At 67.1% G+C, this 19,137-nt stretch carries 15 protein-coding genes and 1 tRNA gene; 5 read left to right on the top strand and 11 right to left on the bottom strand.

Going from position 1 to position 19,137, the window contains the following annotated elements; translation table 11 throughout:
• Positions 1 to 138 precede the first annotated feature (138 nt).
• The 4 genes from IEY70_RS07075 to IEY70_RS07060 form a co-directional block, all read right to left on the bottom strand.
• Positions 139 to 1,968 carry a polysaccharide biosynthesis protein gene (locus IEY70_RS07075; RefSeq protein ID WP_308425291.1) on the bottom strand — a complete coding sequence of 610 codons (1,830 nt, stop codon included), beginning with the start codon at positions 1,966 to 1,968 and terminating at the stop codon, positions 139 to 141.
• A complete protein-coding gene (locus tag IEY70_RS07070) occupies positions 1,965 to 3,167 on the bottom strand; it encodes a DegT/DnrJ/EryC1/StrS family aminotransferase (protein ID WP_189064307.1) in 1,203 nt (400 codons plus the stop codon). The genes IEY70_RS07075 and IEY70_RS07070 overlap by 4 nt, the downstream gene beginning before the upstream one ends.
• A gap of 225 nt (positions 3,168 to 3,392) precedes the next feature.
• Positions 3,393 to 4,031 carry an acetyltransferase gene (locus IEY70_RS07065; protein ID WP_229777724.1) on the bottom strand — a complete coding sequence of 213 codons (639 nt, stop codon included), beginning with the start codon at positions 4,029 to 4,031 and terminating at the stop codon, positions 3,393 to 3,395.
• Positions 4,021 to 4,674, bottom strand: coding sequence for a sugar transferase (locus IEY70_RS07060; RefSeq protein ID WP_308425292.1), 654 nt, complete (start codon positions 4,672 to 4,674; stop codon positions 4,021 to 4,023). Before IEY70_RS07060 ends, IEY70_RS07065 begins: the two co-directional genes overlap by 11 nt.
• Positions 4,675 to 4,743: 69 nt before the next feature.
• Here IEY70_RS07060 and IEY70_RS07055 point away from each other — a divergent pair, with 69 nt between their 5' ends.
• From IEY70_RS07055 to IEY70_RS07040, 4 genes are all read left to right on the top strand, one after another.
• Positions 4,744 to 5,802 (top strand): glucose-1-phosphate thymidylyltransferase, encoded by a 1,059-nt coding sequence (locus tag IEY70_RS07055; RefSeq protein ID WP_189064306.1) that lies wholly within the window; start codon positions 4,744 to 4,746, stop codon positions 5,800 to 5,802.
• Positions 5,803 to 5,935: 133 nt separating this feature from the next.
• Complete coding sequence (locus tag IEY70_RS07050; RefSeq protein ID WP_189064305.1) at positions 5,936 to 6,541, top strand: DUF177 domain-containing protein; 606 nt, start codon at positions 5,936 to 5,938, stop codon at positions 6,539 to 6,541.
• 1 nt (position 6,542) lies between these two features.
• The gene (gene moaC, locus IEY70_RS07045; RefSeq protein ID WP_189064304.1) at positions 6,543 to 7,028 is read left to right on the top strand and encodes a cyclic pyranopterin monophosphate synthase MoaC; all 486 of its coding nucleotides are present in this window, start codon (positions 6,543 to 6,545) and stop codon (positions 7,026 to 7,028) included.
• A 73-nt stretch (positions 7,029 to 7,101) separates the two neighbouring features.
• Positions 7,102 to 8,919 (top strand): polymer-forming cytoskeletal protein, encoded by a 1,818-nt coding sequence (locus IEY70_RS07040; RefSeq protein ID WP_229777723.1) that lies wholly within the window; start codon positions 7,102 to 7,104, stop codon positions 8,917 to 8,919.
• Between the two features lie 83 nt (positions 8,920 to 9,002).
• Here the strand turns inward: IEY70_RS07040 and IEY70_RS07035 are convergent, their stop codons facing one another.
• Complete coding sequence (locus IEY70_RS07035; RefSeq protein ID WP_189064303.1) at positions 9,003 to 9,392, bottom strand: helix-turn-helix domain-containing protein; 390 nt, start codon at positions 9,390 to 9,392, stop codon at positions 9,003 to 9,005.
• Between the two features lie 365 nt (positions 9,393 to 9,757).
• On the opposite strand from IEY70_RS07035, the gene IEY70_RS07030 reads away from it, so the two are divergent.
• A complete protein-coding gene (locus tag IEY70_RS07030) occupies positions 9,758 to 10,009 on the top strand; it encodes a hypothetical protein (RefSeq protein WP_189064302.1) in 252 nt (83 codons plus the stop codon).
• 63 nt (positions 10,010 to 10,072) lie between these two features.
• On the opposite strand, the gene IEY70_RS07025 is transcribed toward IEY70_RS07030, so the two are convergent.
• The 6 genes from IEY70_RS07025 to IEY70_RS07000 form a co-directional block, all read right to left on the bottom strand.
• Positions 10,073 to 11,608, bottom strand: coding sequence for a carboxypeptidase M32 (locus IEY70_RS07025; protein WP_373290763.1), 1,536 nt, complete (start codon positions 11,606 to 11,608; stop codon positions 10,073 to 10,075).
• Between the two features lie 63 nt (positions 11,609 to 11,671).
• On the bottom strand, positions 11,672 to 12,967 hold the full coding sequence (locus IEY70_RS07020) for a bifunctional folylpolyglutamate synthase/dihydrofolate synthase (RefSeq protein ID WP_189064301.1): 1,296 nt from the start codon (positions 12,965 to 12,967) through the stop codon (positions 11,672 to 11,674).
• A gap of 226 nt (positions 12,968 to 13,193) precedes the next feature.
• Positions 13,194 to 14,138: a manganese-dependent inorganic pyrophosphatase gene (locus IEY70_RS07015; RefSeq protein WP_189064300.1), complete on the bottom strand. Its 945-nt coding sequence runs from the start codon at positions 14,136 to 14,138 to the stop codon at positions 13,194 to 13,196.
• Positions 14,139 to 14,273: 135 nt separating this feature from the next.
• A complete protein-coding gene (locus IEY70_RS20960; RefSeq protein ID WP_229777721.1) occupies positions 14,274 to 17,279 on the bottom strand; it encodes an S-layer homology domain-containing protein in 3,006 nt (1,001 codons plus the stop codon).
• A gap of 360 nt (positions 17,280 to 17,639) precedes the next feature.
• On the bottom strand, positions 17,640 to 18,809 hold the full coding sequence (tgt, locus tag IEY70_RS07005) for a tRNA guanosine(34) transglycosylase Tgt (RefSeq protein ID WP_189064299.1): 1,170 nt from the start codon (positions 18,807 to 18,809) through the stop codon (positions 17,640 to 17,642).
• Positions 18,810 to 18,974: 165 nt separating this feature from the next.
• Positions 18,975 to 19,050: transfer RNA gene (locus IEY70_RS07000), tRNA-Gly, on the bottom strand.
• Between the last annotated feature and the right edge of the window lie 87 nt (positions 19,051 to 19,137).

Genomic DNA, 19,137 nt, shown 5'->3' with positions numbered 1-19,137 from the left:
GGTGTGGAGGTGACAATCCGGTGAAGTCCCGGATTGTCAGCGAAACAGACGGCAGTCCGTGTGAAGTGAAGAGGACCGGCAGGCTCCCCACCGGTCCTCTTTACCGCTTTACCGCTGCTGTCAGGTCGCCCGATGAACTTACCGGATGCTTCCAAACTTGTTTTCAGGAATCAGGGTGTTCAGCGCGCGGCGGATGGCGTCGGCGTCATTGGCATGGGCCATTGCCTGTATCTGGTCAAGTTGTCGTTGCAGGGCGTCGTGGTCTACCTGGGCGAGGTTGGCGCTGAAGATCTCGCTGTGGGTGGTGGCGTGAGTGCCTTCGGCGGTGGTCAGGAGTTCCTCGTAGAGTTTCTCGCCGGGGCGGACGCCACTGTAGACAACCTCGACGTTGCGGGCTCCACTCAGCCGGATCACGTCGTGTGCCAGGTCGGAGATCTTGACCGGGTCTCCCATGTTCAGTACGTAGACCCGGCCGTTCTCGGCCAGTCCACCGGCCTGCAGGACCAGTCGGGCCGCTTCGGGAATGGTCATGAAATACCGGACCATTTCCGGGTGGGTCACGGTGATGGGCCCCCCGGCACGAATCTGTGCCATGAAGGTCGGGACGACGCTGCCCCGGCTGCCCAGCACGTTCCCGAACCTGACAGACACGAAGGCCTGTGTTTCGCGGGCGCGGGTGGCCCCGGCCGAGACGGACATCTCTGCGAGGCGTTTGGAGGCTCCCATGACGCTGGTGGGGTTCACGGCCTTGTCGGTCGAGACGTTCACGAGGCGGGTCACGCCGTGCTTCAGGCAGAGATCCACGACGTTGCGGGTGCCCATGACGTTGTTCAGGATTGCCTCGGAAGGTGACTGTTCCATCAGCGGAACGTGTTTATGCGCAGCTGCGTGGAAGACCACTTCCGGGTGGTACTGCTCGAACACACTTTGCAGTCTGGAGTGATCGCGCACGTCGCCGATCAGGCCGATGTGCTTGATTTCAGGCCAGTTGCGGTGGAGTTCCTGCTGGATACTGAAGATGCTGTTCTCGCCCCGGCCGAACAGCAGGATGGTGCCGGGTGAGAAGGTCGAGATCTGCCGGACGATCTCCGAGCCGATGCTGCCTCCGGCGCCCGTTACGAGGATCACGCGGCCCCTGAGGTAGTTGGCAATCTCGGCTGTGTTCAGCTGCACAGGTGGGCGGCGCAGCAGGTCCTCGAGATTCACGTCGCGGATCTGGTTGATGTTCACGTCTCCGCTGAGGATCTCGAACACGCCGGGGATGATGCGGTAACGCATCTGGGCGTCACGGGACAGATCGACGACCCGGCGAACGAACTCGCCGGATGCGGAGGGTACGGCGATCAGGATCTCCTCGGCCCGTTCACGAGCGGCGACCTGCTGTAACTGTGCGACGGTACCGAAGACTGGAAGGCCGACCAGCCGCTGCTGCACTTTGCTGGGCTCGTCATCGAGAAACCCGATGGGAGTGAGTCCCGCTTCGGGGTGACGCTGCATCTCGCGGGCAATCAGAATGCCGGCTTCGCCCGCACCGATAATAAGGACCCGGCGTTGCTCGGTCGCAGTCTGGCGGGCGGCGGCCTCACTGACGAGGCGGGCGGCCAGACGGGTGGCGCCCATCAGCAGGAAGCCCAGCAGGCCGGCCAGCAGGGGGACGCTGCGTGGCAGTTGCAGCCAAGTCTGGAAGACGAACCCACTGGCAAACATGATCAGGGTGGTCAGTGCGCTGGCGTAGGCCAGACGTTGGAGGTCCAGGACTCCCACACGTTGCCACATCTGGCGGGCCAGCTTGTACCGCCACGACACGCCAGCCATCACCAGCCCGCTGAGCAGCAGGTAACCGAACACGCTGAGCGGAATGCCGTCTGCGATCAGTGAGGGTTTACGAAATGCATAGGCCAGCAGGCCGGCGCTGATCCAGAGCAGCAGGTCAATCAGGTATTTGCGCAGGAACGCTGTGACCATCATGCCTTCTGGGCCCGGAGCATGACCTCGTCGACCACGTCGGCCATGCGCTGCATGTCGTCGGGGCTGAGGGTCGGGTGCACCAGGAACATCAAGGATGTGTCTCCGAGTTCCTGGGCAACAGGCAGACGTTCCTGTGGGCCGTATCCTGCGTCCGTGAAGGCTTTCTCCAGGTAGATTTCCGAGCAGGAACCGCTGAAGCAGGGAACGCCCTGTGCGGTGACGGCATTCATGATGCGGTCACGGTTCCAGCCGGGGGCCAGTTGTTCCGGGCGCACGAACACGTAGTACTTGTAGTAGGCGTGGTGCACTTCGGTGTCGTCCGGAAGGGTCAGGCGCAGCGCGGCGTGGCGGGAGAAGCGCTCGTTGAGCACCTGCGCGTTGGCGCGGCGACGCTCAATCCAGGCGGGCAGTTTGCGGAGTTGAAGGCGGCCGATGGCGGCCTGAATCTCCAGCATGCGCCAGTTCGTACCGAAGGACTCGTGCAGCCAGCGAAAGCCGGGGGGGTGTTCAGTGTTGTAGACGGCGTCGTAGCTTTTGCCGTGATCCTTGAACGCCCAGGCTTTCTTCCAGGTATCGGTGTCGTGCAGGGCCAACAGGCCGCCCTCGCCGCCGGTGGTCATGATCTTGTCCTGACAGAAGGAGAAGGCGGCGGCGTGCCCAATGCTGCCGACAGGCCGGCCTTTGTAGAAAGCTCCGTGAGCCTGGGCGCAGTCCTCGATGACGACCAGGTTGTGTTCGGCGGCCAGGGCCATGATGGGATCCATATCGCAGGGCCAGCCGGCCAGGTGCACGGCGATGATGGCGCGGGTGCGGGGTGTGATCAACGGACGGATGGTCTCGGCCGTGACGTTCTGCGTCACGGGATCGATGTCGGCGATGACGGGAACGCAGCCACGCATGACGGCGGCGCTGGCCGAGGCGATGAAGGTGCGACTGGTCGTGATGACCTCGGCGCCGTCTCCTATGTCGAAAGCGTACAGGGCCAGTTCGAGCGCCAGCGTGCCGTTGTGCAGCGCAATGGTGTGCGGCACTCCCAGGTAACTGGCGTACTCGCGTTCGAATTCACGCGCCTGTGTTCCAGTCCAGTAGTTCACGCGACCCGACTGCAGTACGTCCGTGGTGGCCTGGATTTCATCCGGTTCAAAGACAGGCCATCCGGCGAATGCTGGGGTTACCTGCGGGGAAAGCACCTGCTTCATGATGACAGGATACGGCAAGAGCGGCGGTCGGCAGGCAAACTTTTCATCCAGTCCAGCTCATTTTATATGACTTCAGGTCATCTAAGGGGGTGCAGGGTCATCGGAAGACAGCGGAACGCTCCCTCCACCGTCCCGAGCAGCCCTGGCCCTCACCGAATTGAGCGGTGAGGACAGACCCGTCAACTGGATTGGACTGAATTGGATCACACTGCATCCCCAGGGCCGTCACCGGCCCCGCATCGGGCGTGCCGGAATACCCACAGCAGTCACACCTCCGGGTAGCGCGCCCGTGATGACAGCCCCGGCGCCCAGTTGTGCCCAGGGGCCAACAGTCACCCCTGGGATGAAACTGCATCCCACCCCCGCGAACACGCCGGTTTCCAGGTGAACGTTTCCGGCCAATCGGCAGCCCGGAGCGACATGCACGTAATCATCCAGACGGCAGTCATGATCGATGCCCGCAAGCGTGTTCACGATTACATGTGTGCCGATCCGCACGCCAGGTTGCAGCACGGCCCCTGCCATGACAACGCTCCCCGGCCCGACCACGACGTCCGGCGCAACCCAGGCCGCCGGATGAATCAGGGTGGCCCACTGCACCTGACGGAACTGCGCGGCCAGACGCTCGCGCACGGCGTTGCTTCCGATGGCAATGACAGCCCAGGTATCCACTGAGTCAGGAATGTCCCGCACGGAACCGGATACCGGGTGGCCCAGCAGGAGAGCGGGATTGGCAGGCTGATCGTCGAAGATACCGGCAATGCGGTAGCCGGCCGCCTGGGCCAGAGCCACGATCACGCGGGCGTGACCGCCCGCACCGATGACATGCAGGTCTGGTGTCGCCTTGGCCGGTTCAGGTATCACGGGCACTGCCCTGGAAGCGACTCATTGTTGCCTCTCCCTGCGCGCTGATGCCGTCGCGTTTCAGGACTTTCTGGAGGGTCATTGCAATAATCTGCAGATCGAGTTTCAGGGTGCGGTGCTCGACGTACCAGACATCCAGTTCAAATTTCTGCTCCCAGGAGATGGCGTTCCGGCCGTTGACCTGTGCCCAGCCAGTCAGGCCGGGTTTCACGTCGTGACGGCGGCCCTGCCGGGCACTATACAGAGGCAAATACTCCATCAGCAGTGGGCGCGGGCCGACCAGACTCATGTCTCCGCGCAGGACGTTCAACAGGCCCGGCAGTTCATCCAGGCTGGTTGAGCGCAGGAACCGACCAAAGCGGGTCAGCCGCTGAGCATCGGGGAGAAGTTGCCCGTCCGAACCGCGTTGATCGCTCATGCTGCGGAACTTGTACATCACGAAGGGCCGTCCGTGTCGTCCTGGACGCTGCTGTCGGAACAGGACCGGGCTGCCCAGTTTCCAGCGAATCAATGCGGCCAGTGCCACCATCGGCAACCCCAGGATGAGCAACCCGACCGCCGCGCACAGGGTATCCAGGCACCGTTTGAATATGAGGGAATTCAGGAACATGACTGCCATTGTTCCAGAAGTGCTGCGCTTCATCAGGGAACCTGCGTGGCACATCCGTCACGTTCAGCCCTGAATGCCGCGCCACTGCCTTACAGTAGGCTCATGAAAGCCATTATTCCTGCTGCTGGTCTGGGTACGCGTCTCCGTCCCCTGACGTATACACGTCCCAAGCCTGTGCTGCGGGTGGCGGGGCAGCCGATTATCGGGCATGCCATCGAGACGCTCCGCGCGGCGGGTATCTCGGAGATCGGTGTGGTGGTGTCGGATATCACGCGGGTGGAGATTCAGCATGCCATCCAGGAAATTTCGGGTGTGCAGGTCACGCTGATCAATCAGCATGAGCAGCTGGGGCTGGGGCACGCGGTGCTGGTGGCGCGCGAGTGGGTGGGTGAGGATGATTTCTGCGTGTACCTGGGGGACAACCTGTTCGAGTTCGGGGCGAAACCGTTCGTGGACCGGTTCCTGGCGGAGCGTCCGGCGGCGTTGATTGCGCTGGTGGAGGTGGAGGACCCGACGGCGTTCGGGGTGGCGCAGATGGACGGGACACGCATCACGCGCCTGGTGGAGAAGCCGAAAGTTCCGCCGAGTAATCTGGCCGTGGCGGGTCTGTACTGTTTCACGCCGCAGATTTTCTCGGTGCTGGACGGCATGGCGCCGTCTGCGCGGGGTGAGTATGAGATCACGGACGGCATTCAGGGGCTGATCGAGCGGGGCGCGGACGTGACGGGCCAACCGGTGATGGGCTGGTGGAAGGACACGGGTCGCCCGGCGGACCTGCTGGACGCCAACCGCCTGCTGCTGGAGCGGATCGTACTGGACGTGCAGGGCACGGTGGAGGATTCGCGGATCACGGGCCGGGTGGTGATTCCGGTGTCGGCGCGGGTAACGCGCAGCAAGATCGTGGGGCCGGTGATGCTGGGTGAGGGCGTGATCATCGAGGACGCGTACATCGGGCCGTTTACCAGCATCGGGCAGGGCAGCGTGGTGCGGGGCGCCGAGGTGGAGCACAGCGTGATCGACGCCGAGGCGCAGATCGAGAACCTGAGTAAGAGGTTGCAGGACTGCCTGATCGGTGTGCGGGCGCAGGTGCGGGGTGGGCGGACGGTGCCGCGCACGCACAAGCTGACCATCAGTGACGCGAGCGTGGTCGAACTGGCCTGAACTGATCTGAACTGGCCGGGTCTGGGCCGGTCTGGGCTGGCCTGATCTGCGCAGGGCACTCCGGGTGTGGCGGCCGGGGCACTTTGGGTGTGGCGGCAGGGTTCTGTCAGCCCGGCGGGCCTATCATGTGGGTATGACGGATTCACCTCGTATTCACCTGGGTTCCCTGCTGCGTTCCTCCACCGAGGACGCGCACGTGGAAGGCAACCTTGATCACCTCCAGTACGAGCAGGGCCGCGCGCAGCACACGCTGCGTTTCGCGGAGCCCGCGCCGTTCGAGGTGGATGTCAACGCTCTGGGCAGCAATGAGATGTACCTGCAGGGCACGTTCGAGCCGGTGCTGGTCATGGAGTGCGCCCGCTGCCTGCGGGAAGTGCATGTGCCGCTGGAGATCACGCTGGGCACGCTGCTGCGGTACGACCCGTCGGTGGACGCACCGTTCCTGGAGGAGGCCGAGACGGGCGAGGAGATGCTGGTGTTCGGCGATCCGGACCTGGACCTGAGTGCCTACCTCGCGGAGACGACGCTGCTGGGCGCGCCGCTGAGCGTGCTGCACGACGAGGCCTGCCGGGGCCTGTGTCAGGTGTGCGGGCACGACCTGAACGAGGGGCCGTGCGAGCACATGGCGCAGGTGCCGGTCGAGGAGATCGACGACGACCTGGGAACGCCGGTGGGGTCGCTGCACGCCAAGCAGAATCCGTTCGCGTCCCTGGCGGACCTGAAGCTGCCGGAGGAGTGAGGTGAGCGCGCCGGAACTGACGCATTTCCGTGACGGGTTGCCGCGCATGGTGGACGTGACCGGTAAGGTCGCCACGTCGCGCGAGGCGAGTGCCGAGGCGTGGGTGCGCCTGCCGCCGGAGGCCCGCGCGGCGCTGGAGGCTGGCACGAATCCCAAGGGTGACCCGCTGATCGTGGCGCGGCTGGCCGGACTGGCGGGCAGTAAACGCACGGCGGACCTGGTGACGCTGTGCCACCCGATTCCGGTGACGGGCGCGGACGTGCAGGTGACGCTGGAGGAGGCGGGCGTGCGGGTACGGGCGACCGTCCGGACGACCGCGCCGACCGGGGTGGAGATGGAGGCCCTGACGGCCGTGACGGTCGCGGCGCTGAACGTGTATGACATGCTCAAGGCGGCCAGCAAGGCCATCGAGATCACGGGCGTGCGCCTGCTGAGCAAGTCGGGCGGCAAGAGCGGCGATTTCGTGGCGCCGGACCGGGTGAGCTGAGGCGGGGGGACTGCCGGCCGGGCCGCAGGAAGGTCCGGGAACCCGGCGGGGCTGTTCAACGTAAAGGGAACGTATGGGCGCAGAACGTCACAATCCAGCTTCGGCCGACGCGCACCGGGCGTGGCTGGACCTGCTGCACCAGGAGGCCGACGGCACCCTGGACGCGGCCGGTCAGGGCGTGCTGGCGCGCCTGGAGAACGATCCGTCCGGCCCGCCGGTCAGGGCGTGGCGGCGGCAACTGGCGCGCGGCGTGACGCTGGTGCAGTCCCTGCCGCCCCCGGTGCTGCCGGTCAGTGTGGCGGCGCTGGTGGTCAGTGAGATTCAGGGGAGCGTGTGGCTGGCCGCGCCTGCACCGGACCTGCCTGCCTCGGTGGCGCAGGCCGTGGCGACCGGCGTCAGTCTGAACCGGCGCCTGACTCCTCCCCCGCTGCCGGCAGGGATGAGCGTGGCGGCGGCCGTGGGGCGGGACGTGTCGCTTCGGTCGGCGCTGGCGCCGGTGCCGCCCCTGCCGGTCAGTGTGGCGGCGCTGGTGGCGGGCGAGGTGAGCAGTTCCGTGCGTCTCGGCAGCGTGCCTCCCCGGCCTGTCCCGGACGGCGCGGGGAGCATGGCGGCGCAGCTGGCCGCCCGGATTGCCCGTGAGGCTGCGTCCGGCGGCCCACAGAGCATCCAGACCGGGGCGGGGGCAAGTGCGCCTCTCCCCTTCCCTGCCGCCCACCCTGGCGCGCAGAGCGTCGGCAGCGCGACCTCATTGGGTGCAACCTCCGGGGCAACCGCATTGGGGGCCGTCGCGTCTGGGTCCGCCGCATCTGGGTCCGCCGCGTTGCGGCCCGAGCCGTTCAACCCGCCGGACCGGCCGCTGCGGCACAATCCGGCCCCGCTGTTCATGGTGGTGTCGCTGATGGTCGCCCTGACCCTGATGGGCGTGACCAGCGTCTGGCCGAACCTCGCGGCGGGCGCGGTGGTCGCGCAGGCACTGCTGGCGCAGGTGTCGCCGGTGGCGGTGGCGGGACTGGCGCTGCTGCTGGTCACGAGCGCGCTGGTCAGCTGGCGGCCCGGCCCGCTCACGCAGCGGCTGGGCGCCGGGGCATTCACGCTGAGTGCCGCGCTGACCCTGCCGGCCCTGTACGGGGTGGTCAGCCACGGCAATGTGACCTTCGGTCAGGACCTGCAGGTCAGTGGACCGGTACGCGGGAACGTGATCAACGTGGGTGGCAGCGTGTACCTGCGGCCCGGCGCGCAGGTGCAGGGTGAGGTGATCGCGCTGCTGGGCGACGTGCACCGTGACGCCGGCGCGCAGGTCAGTGGGCGCGTGAACGCCCTGCTGGGGCACGCGCCGGACGACCGGGCCGCACTGCAGACGGGCGCGCCGCAGGGGCTGGCCGCCGTGACGGCCGCCGCGTTCCGTCCGGTGCTGGGGTGGCTGGGCAGCGCGGCGTGGCCGCAGGTGTTCGTGACCCTGACCGGCGGGGCGCTGCTGCTGCTGTTCGTGTCGGGGTTGGCGCCGATGCTGGCGCGGCGGCAGCGGCACGCGCCGGTCCGGACGCTGGCGCTGGGCGTGCTGGCCCTCGCGGCGCTGCTGGGACCGGCCTGCGGGCTGACCCTGGCGGGCCTGCTGGGACCGGCCCTGATCGCGCTGGCACTGACGGCGCTGCTGATCGCGCTGGGCCTGAGCGTCAGCGCGTACGACGTGGGCCGCGCCCTGGCGCTGCGGGTGCGACTGCCGGTGCCGGACGCGGTGGGCGCCCTGATCGGCCTGAGCGCTGTGGCAGCCACCCTGAGTGCGCCGCCACTGGCCTTCGCCCTCGCGCTGGTGGGCGGAGCGTGGGGCGCAGGGACCCTGCTCCTGACCCGTGGACGACCGGAACTGCTGGAAGTGGCGCAGGCCGCCTGATCAGGGCTGCCGTGCGGGGCAGGACGACAGAACCGGAGCTCAGTGAGGCTCCGGTTCCTGTCGTGCGGCATTGGCACTGAACGTCAGTTCAGGATGCGTTTGAGGTGCAGGTAGATCTCGTACCAGTCCTGCTTGTCGCGGGGGCGTTTACCGCGCAGTTCGATGCGGGACAGCGTGCGGACCCAGTCGGGCGTGATCTGCGGTCCCAGGGTTGGGTCGGCGACCAGGTCGGCGAGGCCCTTGGGCAGGGCGCCCTCGGTGGACGCGCCGTAGAATTCGACGCCCTCGAGCAGGTCGTGAACGGTGATGGCGTACGCGCCGGCCAGGGTCTGGAGGGTTTCCAGGCTGGGGTTGGTGCGGCCACGTTCAAGGTCGCTGAGGTACGGGACGCTGATCCCGGCGATCTCGGCGACGTCCTTGAGCCGCAGCCCGCGTTCGCTGCGCAGTTCGCGGAGTCTTTCGTGCAGTTTCATTGTTCACCTCCTTGGCTGCGGCGTGGCCTCACGCCGGGGGTCGGGCACGGGTGGGTGCCGACTCGGGGGCGCGTGCCGCCTGGGGCTGTGTATCCGGTCACGGGCGGGGTTTGCCTGTGGGCAGAATGGGGCAGCCTTGGTTGGAGTGTAACACCGCCCGTCGGTACGGTCAATACAGAATACGCGGCACAGCTTCTTGCCTCCCCTGATGCGTTCCTGCTACAATCTGCCAAGATCGTAATCAGACCAAGGATTCGTCCCCAGCAGAACACCTGTTCGAACGGCTCCCAGCGCACCTAACAGTCCCCACCGCTTCACGGCCCCACCGACCTCGCCGCCCACCGGGCGGGAAGGAGTGCCCTCCCATGCGCTCACTGGACACCATCACCGAAAGCATCCGCCTGGGTCACGCCCACCCCACCACGCTGCTGAACACCTTCATCGAACTGGAAAACGAGGGCGGATTGGTCGCCGTGCGCCGCATGGAACGGCAGTTACAGCAGGGCGTACGCGCCATGCGTGAACGCGGGCACCCGCACAGCGACCTCGCGCAGAAATGGCTGAACTCCGCACGCGCCTACCTGATCACCCGCGCCGAACGCCGGCAGGCCAGCTGACCCACCCAGAAGGCACAAGAAGGCCCCCGGCGTGAACGGCACCGGGGGCCTTTCACGTTGCTGTCAGTCCAGGCTGTAGATCTCGCCGTACTTGCGGTGCAGGTACGCCACGTACGGGTCGGCGCTCAGGGCCTGCCCGGTGGCCTGCACGGTCAGTTCGGCGGGCGTCAGGCTGCGCCCGTGCTGGTGCACATGCTCGACCAGCCAGGCGCGCAGCGGGCCGTACTCGGCGGCGGCCACCCCCTGCGCCACGGCCGGGTCGCGCTGCGCGGCCTCCAGCAGTTGCACGCTCAGCAGGTTCCCCAGCGTGTACGTCGGGAAGTACCCGATCAGCCCGGCCGACCAGTGAATGTCCTGCAACACGCCGCGCGCGTCGTCCGGCGGGGTCAGGCCCAGGTACGCCTGCATCTTCTCGTTCCAGGCGTCCGGCAGGTCCCGCACGGCCAGACTGCCTTCCAGCAGTGCCAGTTCCAGCTCGAAGCGCAGCATCACGTGGAAGTTGTACGTGACCTCGTCGGCCTCCACGCGGATCAGGCTGGGGTTCACGCGGTTCACGGCGCGGTACAGGGCGCCGGCGTCCAGACCTTCGGTCACGGCGGGCGCGGCCTGCTGCAACTGCGGGAAGTACCGCTCCCAGAACGGGAGGCTGCGGGCCAGCAGGTTCTCGAACATCCGCGACTGGCTCTCGTGCACGCCCAGGCTCGCCCCGGCCGACACCGGCGTGCGCGCCCAGCGTTCACTCACGCCCCGCTCGTACATGGCGTGCCCGGTCTCGTGCCAGGTACCGAACAGGCAGGCAGGCCAGTACGGCTCCACGCGGGTCGTGATGCGGATGTCGCTGCGGCTGAAGTTCGACTGGAACGGGTGTGCGCTCTCGTCCTGCCGCGCGAAACTGCCCTGCAGGCCGAACGCCTCGCCTGCCACGCGCCACGCGAAGTCCTTCTGAGCCTGCGGGGGGAACGGGCGGGTCAGGACACTGTAGTCGGCGGCGTCCCCGGCCGCGCGGATTCGCTCCAGCAGCGGCAGCGTGCGGTCGCGCAGGTCCGCGAACACCGCCCGCACCTGCGAGGCGCGCATGCCCGGCTCGTAATCGTCGATCAGGGCGTCGTAGGGATGCTCGTCGAACCCCACCAGGTCCGCCTGGCGGCGCGCGAGGTCCATCATGCGTTCCAGGTGCGGCGCGAACGTCCCGAAATCACTGTGGCGGCGGGCCTCGATCCAGGCGTGGTGCGCCTCGTTCTGCGCGCGGGTCTGCTCCTCGACGAACGCGGTGGGCAGGCGGGTGGCCCTGGCGTGATCGCGGCGGGCCACGCGCACCACGGCGCGGTCCGTGTCGTCCTGTGCCTGCGCGGCCGTCAGCAGGTCGCCCGTATCTGGTGCGGTGAACAGTTCGTGCGACAGGCCCGCCAGGGTCGCCAGTTGCTGCCCGCGTACCGGGGCGGCCTCCTCGGGCATGAAGGTCTCCTGCTCCCAGGAGAGCAGGCTGGCGGCGGCGTTCAGGTCGCTGACCTGACCCAGGCGGCGCCGGAGCGCCTGCATGGTCGGGTGGACCGGCGGAGTGAGGGGCGCATCGGTGGCCGTCTGGTCAGGCGTGGTCATGACCTCCAGGGTACCGCTGCCCGGCACGCCTAGGCCATCTGGCGGAGCAGCCGGGCGCCGCTGCTACTGCCAGCGCTCGCGGGCCTCGGCGGTCTCACCCAGCAGCAGGGGCCGCACCTCGCCCAGCAGGTAGAGGCTGCCGCACACCAGCGCCAGCGGCGCCTGCCGGGCCGCCAGTGCGTCCAGGGCCGCCGCCGGGGAGTCCGTCACCGTGACCGGCAGCCCCGCGAACAGGGGCGCCAGTGCCTGCGGATCGGCCGCCCGTGGGCTCAGGGCCGCGCGGGTCAGGATCACCTCGGACGCGCAGGAGCGCAGTGCCGCCGCCACCCCGCTGATGTCCTTGTCGCCCGCCGCGCCGAACACCAGCGGCAGCGGCCCGACACCCAGCTCTCTCAGTGCGGCGGCCAGTGCCAGTGCGCCGTCCGGGTTGTGCGCGCCGTCCAGCAGCACCCGCCCACCCTGCCAGGGAATGGCCTCCAGCCGCCCCGGCCACTGCGCGGCGGCCGCCCCGCGCGTCACGGCCTCTGCGGGCAGGCCCAGCCGCAGGGCCGCCAGGGCCGCCAGGGTCGCGTTACGGGCCCCATGCAGCCCCAGCAGCGGTGTGTGCAGGGTCAGGGGGCCAGCGGGGCCGCGCAACGTCACCTGCGCCCCCTGCCAGCCGCGCAGCTCCGTGCCGGTCAGGTGATCGTCCAGCGCCCACAGGTCCGCGCCCCGCGCCGCAAAGATGGCCTGCACCTGCGGCGCGACACCCACCACCGCCGGACGGCCCGCCCGCAGAATCCCGGCCTTCTCCCCTGCAATGGCCTCCAGCGTGTCCCCCAGGAACTCCGTGTGGTCCAGCGCCACGTTCGTCACGACACTCAGCTCCGGGTCCAGCGCGTTCGTGGAATCCAGGCGGCCGCCCAGCCCCACCTCCATCACGGCCACCTGCACGCCCGCCTCTGCAAACAGCAGGGCACCCAGCGCCGTCACGATCTCGAAGAACGACGCCCCGACCACCTCGGCCTCCGGGCGCACGCGGGCCAGCGCCGCCGCGACCACCCCTTCCGGCAGTTCCTGCCCGCCTACCACGAACCGTTCCGTGAACCGCGTCAGGTGCGGACTGGTGAACAGGCCCGCCCGCACCCCCCCCGCGCGCAGCATGGCGGCCAGCGTGGCGGCCGTGGACCCCTTGCCGTTCGTGCCGCCCACCAGCACCGTCCGGAACGCCCGCTGCGGGTCACCCAGCCGCGCCAGCAGCGCCCGCACCCGCCCCAGGCCCGGATGCACCCCGAACCGCTGCCGGGCGAACAGCCACTCCAGTTCCGCCTGCCACGCCTGAACCCTCACGTCTGCACTGCCGTCACGTCCTGCACTCATCCGCCCAGCATAGGCCGCGCACCCCGTCACGGCAGCGGGGAGGCGTGCAGGCCCGTGGCACCTGAACCCCTCCCCACCGGCCCCGCCGCCTTATACGGACTCCGATTAAATGGCTTATAAAGCCGTTCAATCCGAACGGATGCGAGTGGGAGCTGGGCGTGTTCCGGACGTGGAGTTGGCAACCCGGCGGCCTCCCGGGTTGTCAACGAAACAAACGGAATCCGTATTAGCCCTGGGGCGCGAAGTACGCTTCGAGTGTCGGCACGATCTGCTTCTTGCGGCTGATCCGCGCGCCCAGGTCCGCGACCGGCCCGTCCACACTCACGCCGAACGCGCCACTCAGCACCTGCGCTTCCGCGTCACCCAGCACCAGCGTGCGGTTCGTCTCGTTCAGGATATCCACAACGCTCAGCAGCACGCCCGCCAGTCCGTCGGCGGCCTTCACGTCCGCCATGGCGGCCAGCAGCTCGGCCTGACGACCGAACACGTACGCCGGGTTCGTCGTCTCGATCACACCGATCCCCCACTGCTGCGGCGCGGCCACATCACCGAACGGGAACACCTTGTAATCCATGCGCAGCAGCGCCTCGGCCGGCGTGTCACCCAGGTCGCTCTTGGCGGCGAACATGGCCAGGGCGTAGGCCTCCACGTCCTCGATGCCCGCCACTGGCGCCAGGAACGCCACCGCGTCACGGTCCTCCTGGGTGGTCGTCGGGCTGCGGAAGTGCAGCGTGTCGCTCAGAACCGCGCTCAGCATCAACCGGGCGTCCAGCGGCTCCACGCTCAGGCCCGCCTCACGGTGCAGTTTCAGCAGGATCGTCCCGGTGCAGCCCACCGGCTCGAAGCGCAGGTAGGGCGGCTGCGCGGTGCTCAGGTCACCCAGCTTGTGGTGATCCACGACGCGCGTCACGTTCAACTCCGCGAGGTTCGGCGCGGACTGCGCACTCTCGTTGTGATCCACCAGCGCCACCGCCGCGCCCGCCTCCAGCGCCGGCAATAGCGCAGGGGCGTCCACGCCCGCTTCACGCAGCACGAACGCCGTCTCGAAATTCAGTTCGCCCAGACGGAACGCCTGCGCGTCCACTCCCTGACGGGCAAGCAGGCGCGCGTACACCAGCGCGGCCGTGATGGCATCGGTATCCGGGTTCAGGTGACCAAAAACAGCAAGCATACCCTCAGTCTACCCGCTCACCGGCACGGCACACCCCGCACCCGACTGCACAGCCAGCGCCGCACCCGACAGGAAAAACCCCCGCACGCGGCGGGGGCTTCTCAGGTGAATCCCTGACGGGATTCAGGTCAGGCTTTAGAAGTTGACCTTGTAGTTGATCTTGAAGACGGAGCCGTTCTGGGGCTTGGGAGCGCCGTCCAGGCTGAGGGTACCGTAGCCGTAGCCGAAGCTCAGGTCGTAGTAGTTACCTTCCACGTACACCAGGCTCTGGCTGACGGTGCGGCCGTGGTTCTGGTTGTCGTAGTCGCCGGCCGTGTCCTCACCCTCGGCAGCGGTGGCTGCGGCGTAAGGAACGTAGATGCGGTTCTTGCCCTGGTAACCGGCGTAGTACACGGCCAGTTTGGTGTTGGGGAGCAGGAACTCGTTGAGCTTCACGCCGACGCGGTAGGTCACGTCGTTGGCGGTCCACTGGGTGGCGCCACTGGCGTTCGCCGTGCCGAAGGTCTTGCTGTAGGCCTTGACGTAGCCTTCGAGGCTGGGCTTGAAGACGGTGTTCAGGGTGTCGGTCTTGACATCCAGCGTGCCGTTCAGGGTGGTGGTGTTCTGAGCGGTGTCGGCTGCAGCGTAGGTGCTGTTGGTCACGCCGCCGTCGACGTTGATGTTGGCGATACCCAGCTTGGTGTTGTACTTGGCGGTGGCGTACAGCACGTTGTTGCTGTAGCCGAGGGTCGTGCCACGGTAGCGGGCAGCGTAGCCGAAGGTCAGGTCGAGGTCCTTGACCAGGGCGTCGGCGGCCTTGCCGTCGTGCTTGATCTCGGCGCCGTATTCGCTGTAGCAGGTGCTGCCGCAGGTGTTGGAATCCAGTTCGGTGGTGTTCAGACCGAACTCGTTGGTGCCGGCCGAGGTGCTCTTGGCGAACAGGCCGCCGTCGCTGTTCTGACGGACACCGGCACCGTTGGACACGTTGCGGTAGAAGCCACCGACGCTGAAGCCCAGGCCGGGGGTGACGTCTCCACGCACGGCGTAACGGGCGCTGTCCTGGCCACCGAAGTCAGCGGCGAGGGGGGAAGTTTTACCGGTCAGCATCTCGTAGTAGCCGCCGCGCACGGTGACGAAGTTGAACAGGCTGACCTTGCCGGCCACGCCACGGTCCACGACGGCCGTTTCGTCATTGTTCGTGTTCAGGGGGCTGTTGCCGTAGGCGACGCTGTTGTCCACGTACCCGCCGACGGACACGGGGCCCAGGCTGGCCTTGGCCTTCACGCCGAAGCCGGTGCGGCCAGCGCCGTACGGAGCGGTGCTGTTGGTGGCCTTGGGAGCGGCCTCCATGATGCCGGCTTCGGCGTTATAGCCAGCGCTGACGCTGCGGTAGTTCAGGGTGTAGACCTTGACGGGGCCGAGGCTGCCGCTGGTCTTGGCGTAGAAGGCGCTCTGGGTTTTCGTGTCACCGTTCAGCGGATCGATGGTGCTGGTCGCGTACTCGCTTTCCAGCTGCCAGCCAGCGACCTGACCGCGCAGGTCGGCGCCGTAGGCGGTGACATCCTGGGTAGCCTGGTTCCCGCCGAACGCGTCAGCGGCTTCCTGCAGAACGTGGACACCGGCTTTCAGGGTGCCGATGGGGGTGATGGTGGCGCGCACACCACGGTAGTACAGGTTGTCGCCGTTGGCGCCGCCCTTGCTGCCGTACACAGTGTTGATCATGGGCTTGAACGCACCGATCAGGGGCAGGGTGCTGCCGTCGATCTCGACGTTGAAGCCGTCGCCGCGGCCCACGGCGTCGTTGTCACCGATGTAGTCAGCGAACTTGAACTTCAGGTTCTTGCCGAAGGTGACCGTGACGGGCGCGTTGCCGACGGTGAAGTTGGCGGTCGCGCTCTTGAAGTAGAAGTACAGGGGCTTGTAGGTGTTGCCGTCGTAGGTGGTGGATCCACCCAGGTAATCGCCGGTGGGTTCACCGTCAGCATCGACGATAGGCATCATGGCGCCACTGGGCAGACCGGCACGAACGCCGAAGGTCACGTCGACCTTGTTGACGTTCAGGTTACCGGCGCTCTTGACGTAAGAACCGTTGGCCTGGCTGGTCACGGTATCCAGCTTGCCACTGGTGCCGAAGGTAATGCCGAAGCTGATGCTGGTGCTGCCTTCCGCAGTCACGGCCTTGTTGGGCAGGTTGCCGGCGCTGGAGAAGCCGTAGTAGTTGTCTGCCGTGGCGTCGACGATCTCGATCGCGTCGCCGGAGAAGTCGGTGTAGTCGACAGCGGTGTCGCTCGTGTCGGCGTCGCCGTCGTCACCGGTGCTGAAGATGGTGCCGGGCAGCAGACGGTCGACGTCCATGTCGCGGGTCGCGCGGCCCACGAAGTACGTGGCGGACAGGGTGGGGGTGATGTTGAAGGCGTACTTCTCGAGCTGCGCGACGCGGTTGTCGAGGCTGGTGACTTTCGTCTCGACGACGCCGACGCGGCCGGCGAGGTTGTCGTAGTCGGCGCGGGCGACAAGGTCGGCCTGGGCGGCTTCGACGGCGCTGACGCGGTCCTGGAGGTTCAGGATGTCCTGGTTCAGGAGGACGGTCAGGTCGTTCAGGGCGGCGATGGAGCTGGCGTTGTCGTCGACGTCGGCACGCAGGGTGTCGTAGTCGTCGGCGCGGGCGGTCAGTTCGTCGATCTGGCTGGTCAGGCCGGCGAGGGCTTCGGGGTCGCCGTTGGCCAGCGCGAGCTGCTCGACGCGGTCTTCGAGGCGGGCGAAGTCGTCGCGGCTGACAGCGTTCTCTTCGAGGTCGCTGACGCGCACGCCCAGGGCGGCGAGGTCGGCGGCGAGTTCCTGAATCGCGTTCTGCAGCGCGGTCAGGGTTTCGGGGTCGATTTCACCGACCACGACGTCGCCGGTCTTCACCTGGTCGAGCAGGCGGGCGATGATGACGGCCGCTTCGTAGCGGGTCAGGTTCTGGGTGCCGCGGAAGGTGCCGTCGGGGTAACCCAGGATGATGCCGGTGCTGACCAGCTTGTCGATGGCGTCCTTGGCCCAGTGACCGGCGGGAACGTCGGTCAGTGCGGGCACCTGGGGCGCGCTGGCAGGAGCCGCGGTCTGTGCGGCTGCAACGCCAAAGGACAGCGCAGCGGTGAGAACGAGCAGGCTTTTCTTCATATGAACCCCCAAAAGGTCGTCGCGCGTCGGAGTCACGTCCGGCTCTGAAGTTGACGTTGGGGCGAGTTGCCGGGTTTCCTCTCCCGGAGTGGTTCGCCGTCCTGTGTCCCTCTCGCGCAACCTGACGCTCGTTTCCTGTCGGATGAGAACTGTCAGATCAGGCGGATGATACAAGCATGAAAGAGACCGGGTCAAGCCTGAGAGCCTCATAAAATGCCCTTGTTACGCGACATTGCCTATTTCTGACGAAGGTATGAAGGTCACCGGTCACCCTGAACCGCCGCGCGGACCCCCCGAATCCTGTAAGAAGACTGTCAGGGTTCAGGGCGTGCCAGCGCGGTCCGGTGGGCGGCAGGTCACTCAGATGGCGGGGTCGGGCGTGGCGCTTCTTCCGGTATCAATGGCCTGCTGGAACCAGGCCGGAATCTGGCCTTTGAAGTAACGTTCCGCCCATTCCGAGGCCCACACGTGGTACTCACCTCTTTCAATGGCGGCGCGGGCGCGCTCGACCAGTCGGTGCAGGTACCGCAGGTTATGCAGCGACAGCATGCGGGGCGCCAGCATCTCCTCTGCCTTCACCAGATGCGCGAGATAGGCGCGTGTGTAGTTGCGGCAGGCGTAACAGTCGCAGTCGGCGTCCATGGGGACCAGCTCGCGGCGGGGCGCACTGGAATTCATGTTCAGTCGCCCATCGTCAGTCAGGGCGTACCCGAAGCGGCCCGTGCGGGTGGGGTACACGCAGTCGAACATGTCCACACCCAGCGCGATTCCCGCCACCAGGTCCTCCGGGTGGCCCACACCCATCAGGTAGCGCGGCTTGTGCTCGGGCAGGTGGGCGGCCGTGAAGGCCACCGCCGGGTACATCTGGTCCTTCGGTTCGCCGACGGCCAGTCCCCCGATGGCAAAGCCCGGCGTGTCGTACGGCAGTGTTAACGCCAGGCTCTGGCGGCGCAGGTCTTCATGGACGCCTCCCTGCACGATCGCGAACAGCGCCTGATGATCGTTCGTTTTGGCGCTCAGGCTGCGGCCCAGCCAGCGTTCCGTGCGTTCCAGGCTCCGCTGGATGTACTCCCGCTCGGCCGGGTAGGGGGGGCACTCGTCGAACGCCATGATGATGTCCGCCCCCAGTGCCTGCTGCACCTCGATGCTGCGTTCAGGTGTCAACTTGACCAGACTGCCGTCCAGGTGACTCTTGAAGGTCACACCCTCCTCGGTGATCTTGCGCATGTGCCCCAGGCTCATCACCTGGAAACCGCCTGAGTCGGTCAGGAAGGGGCCAGGGTAGGCCGTGAAGCCCGGCAGGCCCCCGTGCGCCTCCACGAGGGCCTCACCGGGCCGCAGCATCAGGTGATAGGTGTTGCCCAGGATCATCTGCGACCCGATCTCCAGCAGTTCCTGCGGACTGACGCCTTTCACGGTGCCCTGCGTGCCGACCGGCATGAACATGGGTGTGGTAACCGTGCCGCGCGGCGTGTGCAGTTGGGCCACGCGCGCGCGCCCGTCACGGTATTGAACGTCGAACTCGAACATACCGGGCATTCTGCCTGATCCACCGGGGGCAGAACGTCCACACAGACCCATCTGTCCCTTCGATTCAACTGGATGCACCACCTGGCAGCCGTCGTCCGGCCCGGCCCTGGATATCGGGAACACAACAAGAAACCCCCAGCACCGGTAAGGGTGTGGGGGGGGTTGTGGAGCGGGAGACGAGATTCGAACTCGCGACATCTACCTTGGCAAGGTAGTGCTCTACCAGCTGAGCTACTCCCGCGTGACGCTGCCCGTAGGCAGCGGTGCGTATAAGAAAAACCCCCGCGCTGACCGACTTTTCCGGGACCCTGCGGTCCGAGTATCATTG

Source organism: Deinococcus seoulensis, from assembly GCF_014648115.1.
GTDB lineage: Bacteria > Deinococcota > Deinococci > Deinococcales > Deinococcaceae > Deinococcus > Deinococcus seoulensis.
The sequence above is the reverse complement of the archived record's forward strand: the minus strand, read 5'-3'. Positions and strand labels throughout refer to the sequence as shown.

Coding starts and splice junctions, on each gene's coding strand:
- IEY70_RS07075 (WP_308425291.1), bottom strand. CDS start 1,968: ATGATGGTCACAGCGTTCCTGCGCAAATACCTGATTGACCTGCTGCTC.
- IEY70_RS07070 (WP_189064307.1), bottom strand. CDS start 3,167: ATGAAGCAGGTGCTTTCCCCGCAGGTAACCCCAGCATTCGCCGGATGG.
- IEY70_RS07060 (WP_308425292.1), bottom strand. CDS start 4,674: ATGAAGCGCAGCACTTCTGGAACAATGGCAGTCATGTTCCTGAATTCC.
- IEY70_RS07055 (WP_189064306.1), top strand. CDS start 4,744: ATGAAAGCCATTATTCCTGCTGCTGGTCTGGGTACGCGTCTCCGTCCC.
- IEY70_RS07050 (WP_189064305.1), top strand. CDS start 5,936: ATGACGGATTCACCTCGTATTCACCTGGGTTCCCTGCTGCGTTCCTCC.
- IEY70_RS07040 (WP_229777723.1), top strand. CDS start 7,102: ATGGGCGCAGAACGTCACAATCCAGCTTCGGCCGACGCGCACCGGGCG.
- IEY70_RS07035 (WP_189064303.1), bottom strand. CDS start 9,392: ATGAAACTGCACGAAAGACTCCGCGAACTGCGCAGCGAACGCGGGCTG.
- IEY70_RS07030 (WP_189064302.1), top strand. CDS start 9,758: ATGCGCTCACTGGACACCATCACCGAAAGCATCCGCCTGGGTCACGCC.
- IEY70_RS07025 (WP_373290763.1), bottom strand. CDS start 11,608: ATGACCACGCCTGACCAGACGGCCACCGATGCGCCCCTCACTCCGCCG.
- IEY70_RS07020 (WP_189064301.1), bottom strand. CDS start 12,967: ATGAGTGCAGGACGTGACGGCAGTGCAGACGTGAGGGTTCAGGCGTGG.
- IEY70_RS07015 (WP_189064300.1), bottom strand. CDS start 14,138: ATGCTTGCTGTTTTTGGTCACCTGAACCCGGATACCGATGCCATCACG.
- IEY70_RS20960 (WP_229777721.1), bottom strand. CDS start 17,279: ATGAAGAAAAGCCTGCTCGTTCTCACCGCTGCGCTGTCCTTTGGCGTT.
- tgt (WP_189064299.1), bottom strand. CDS start 18,809: ATGTTCGAGTTCGACGTTCAATACCGTGACGGGCGCGCGCGCGTGGCC.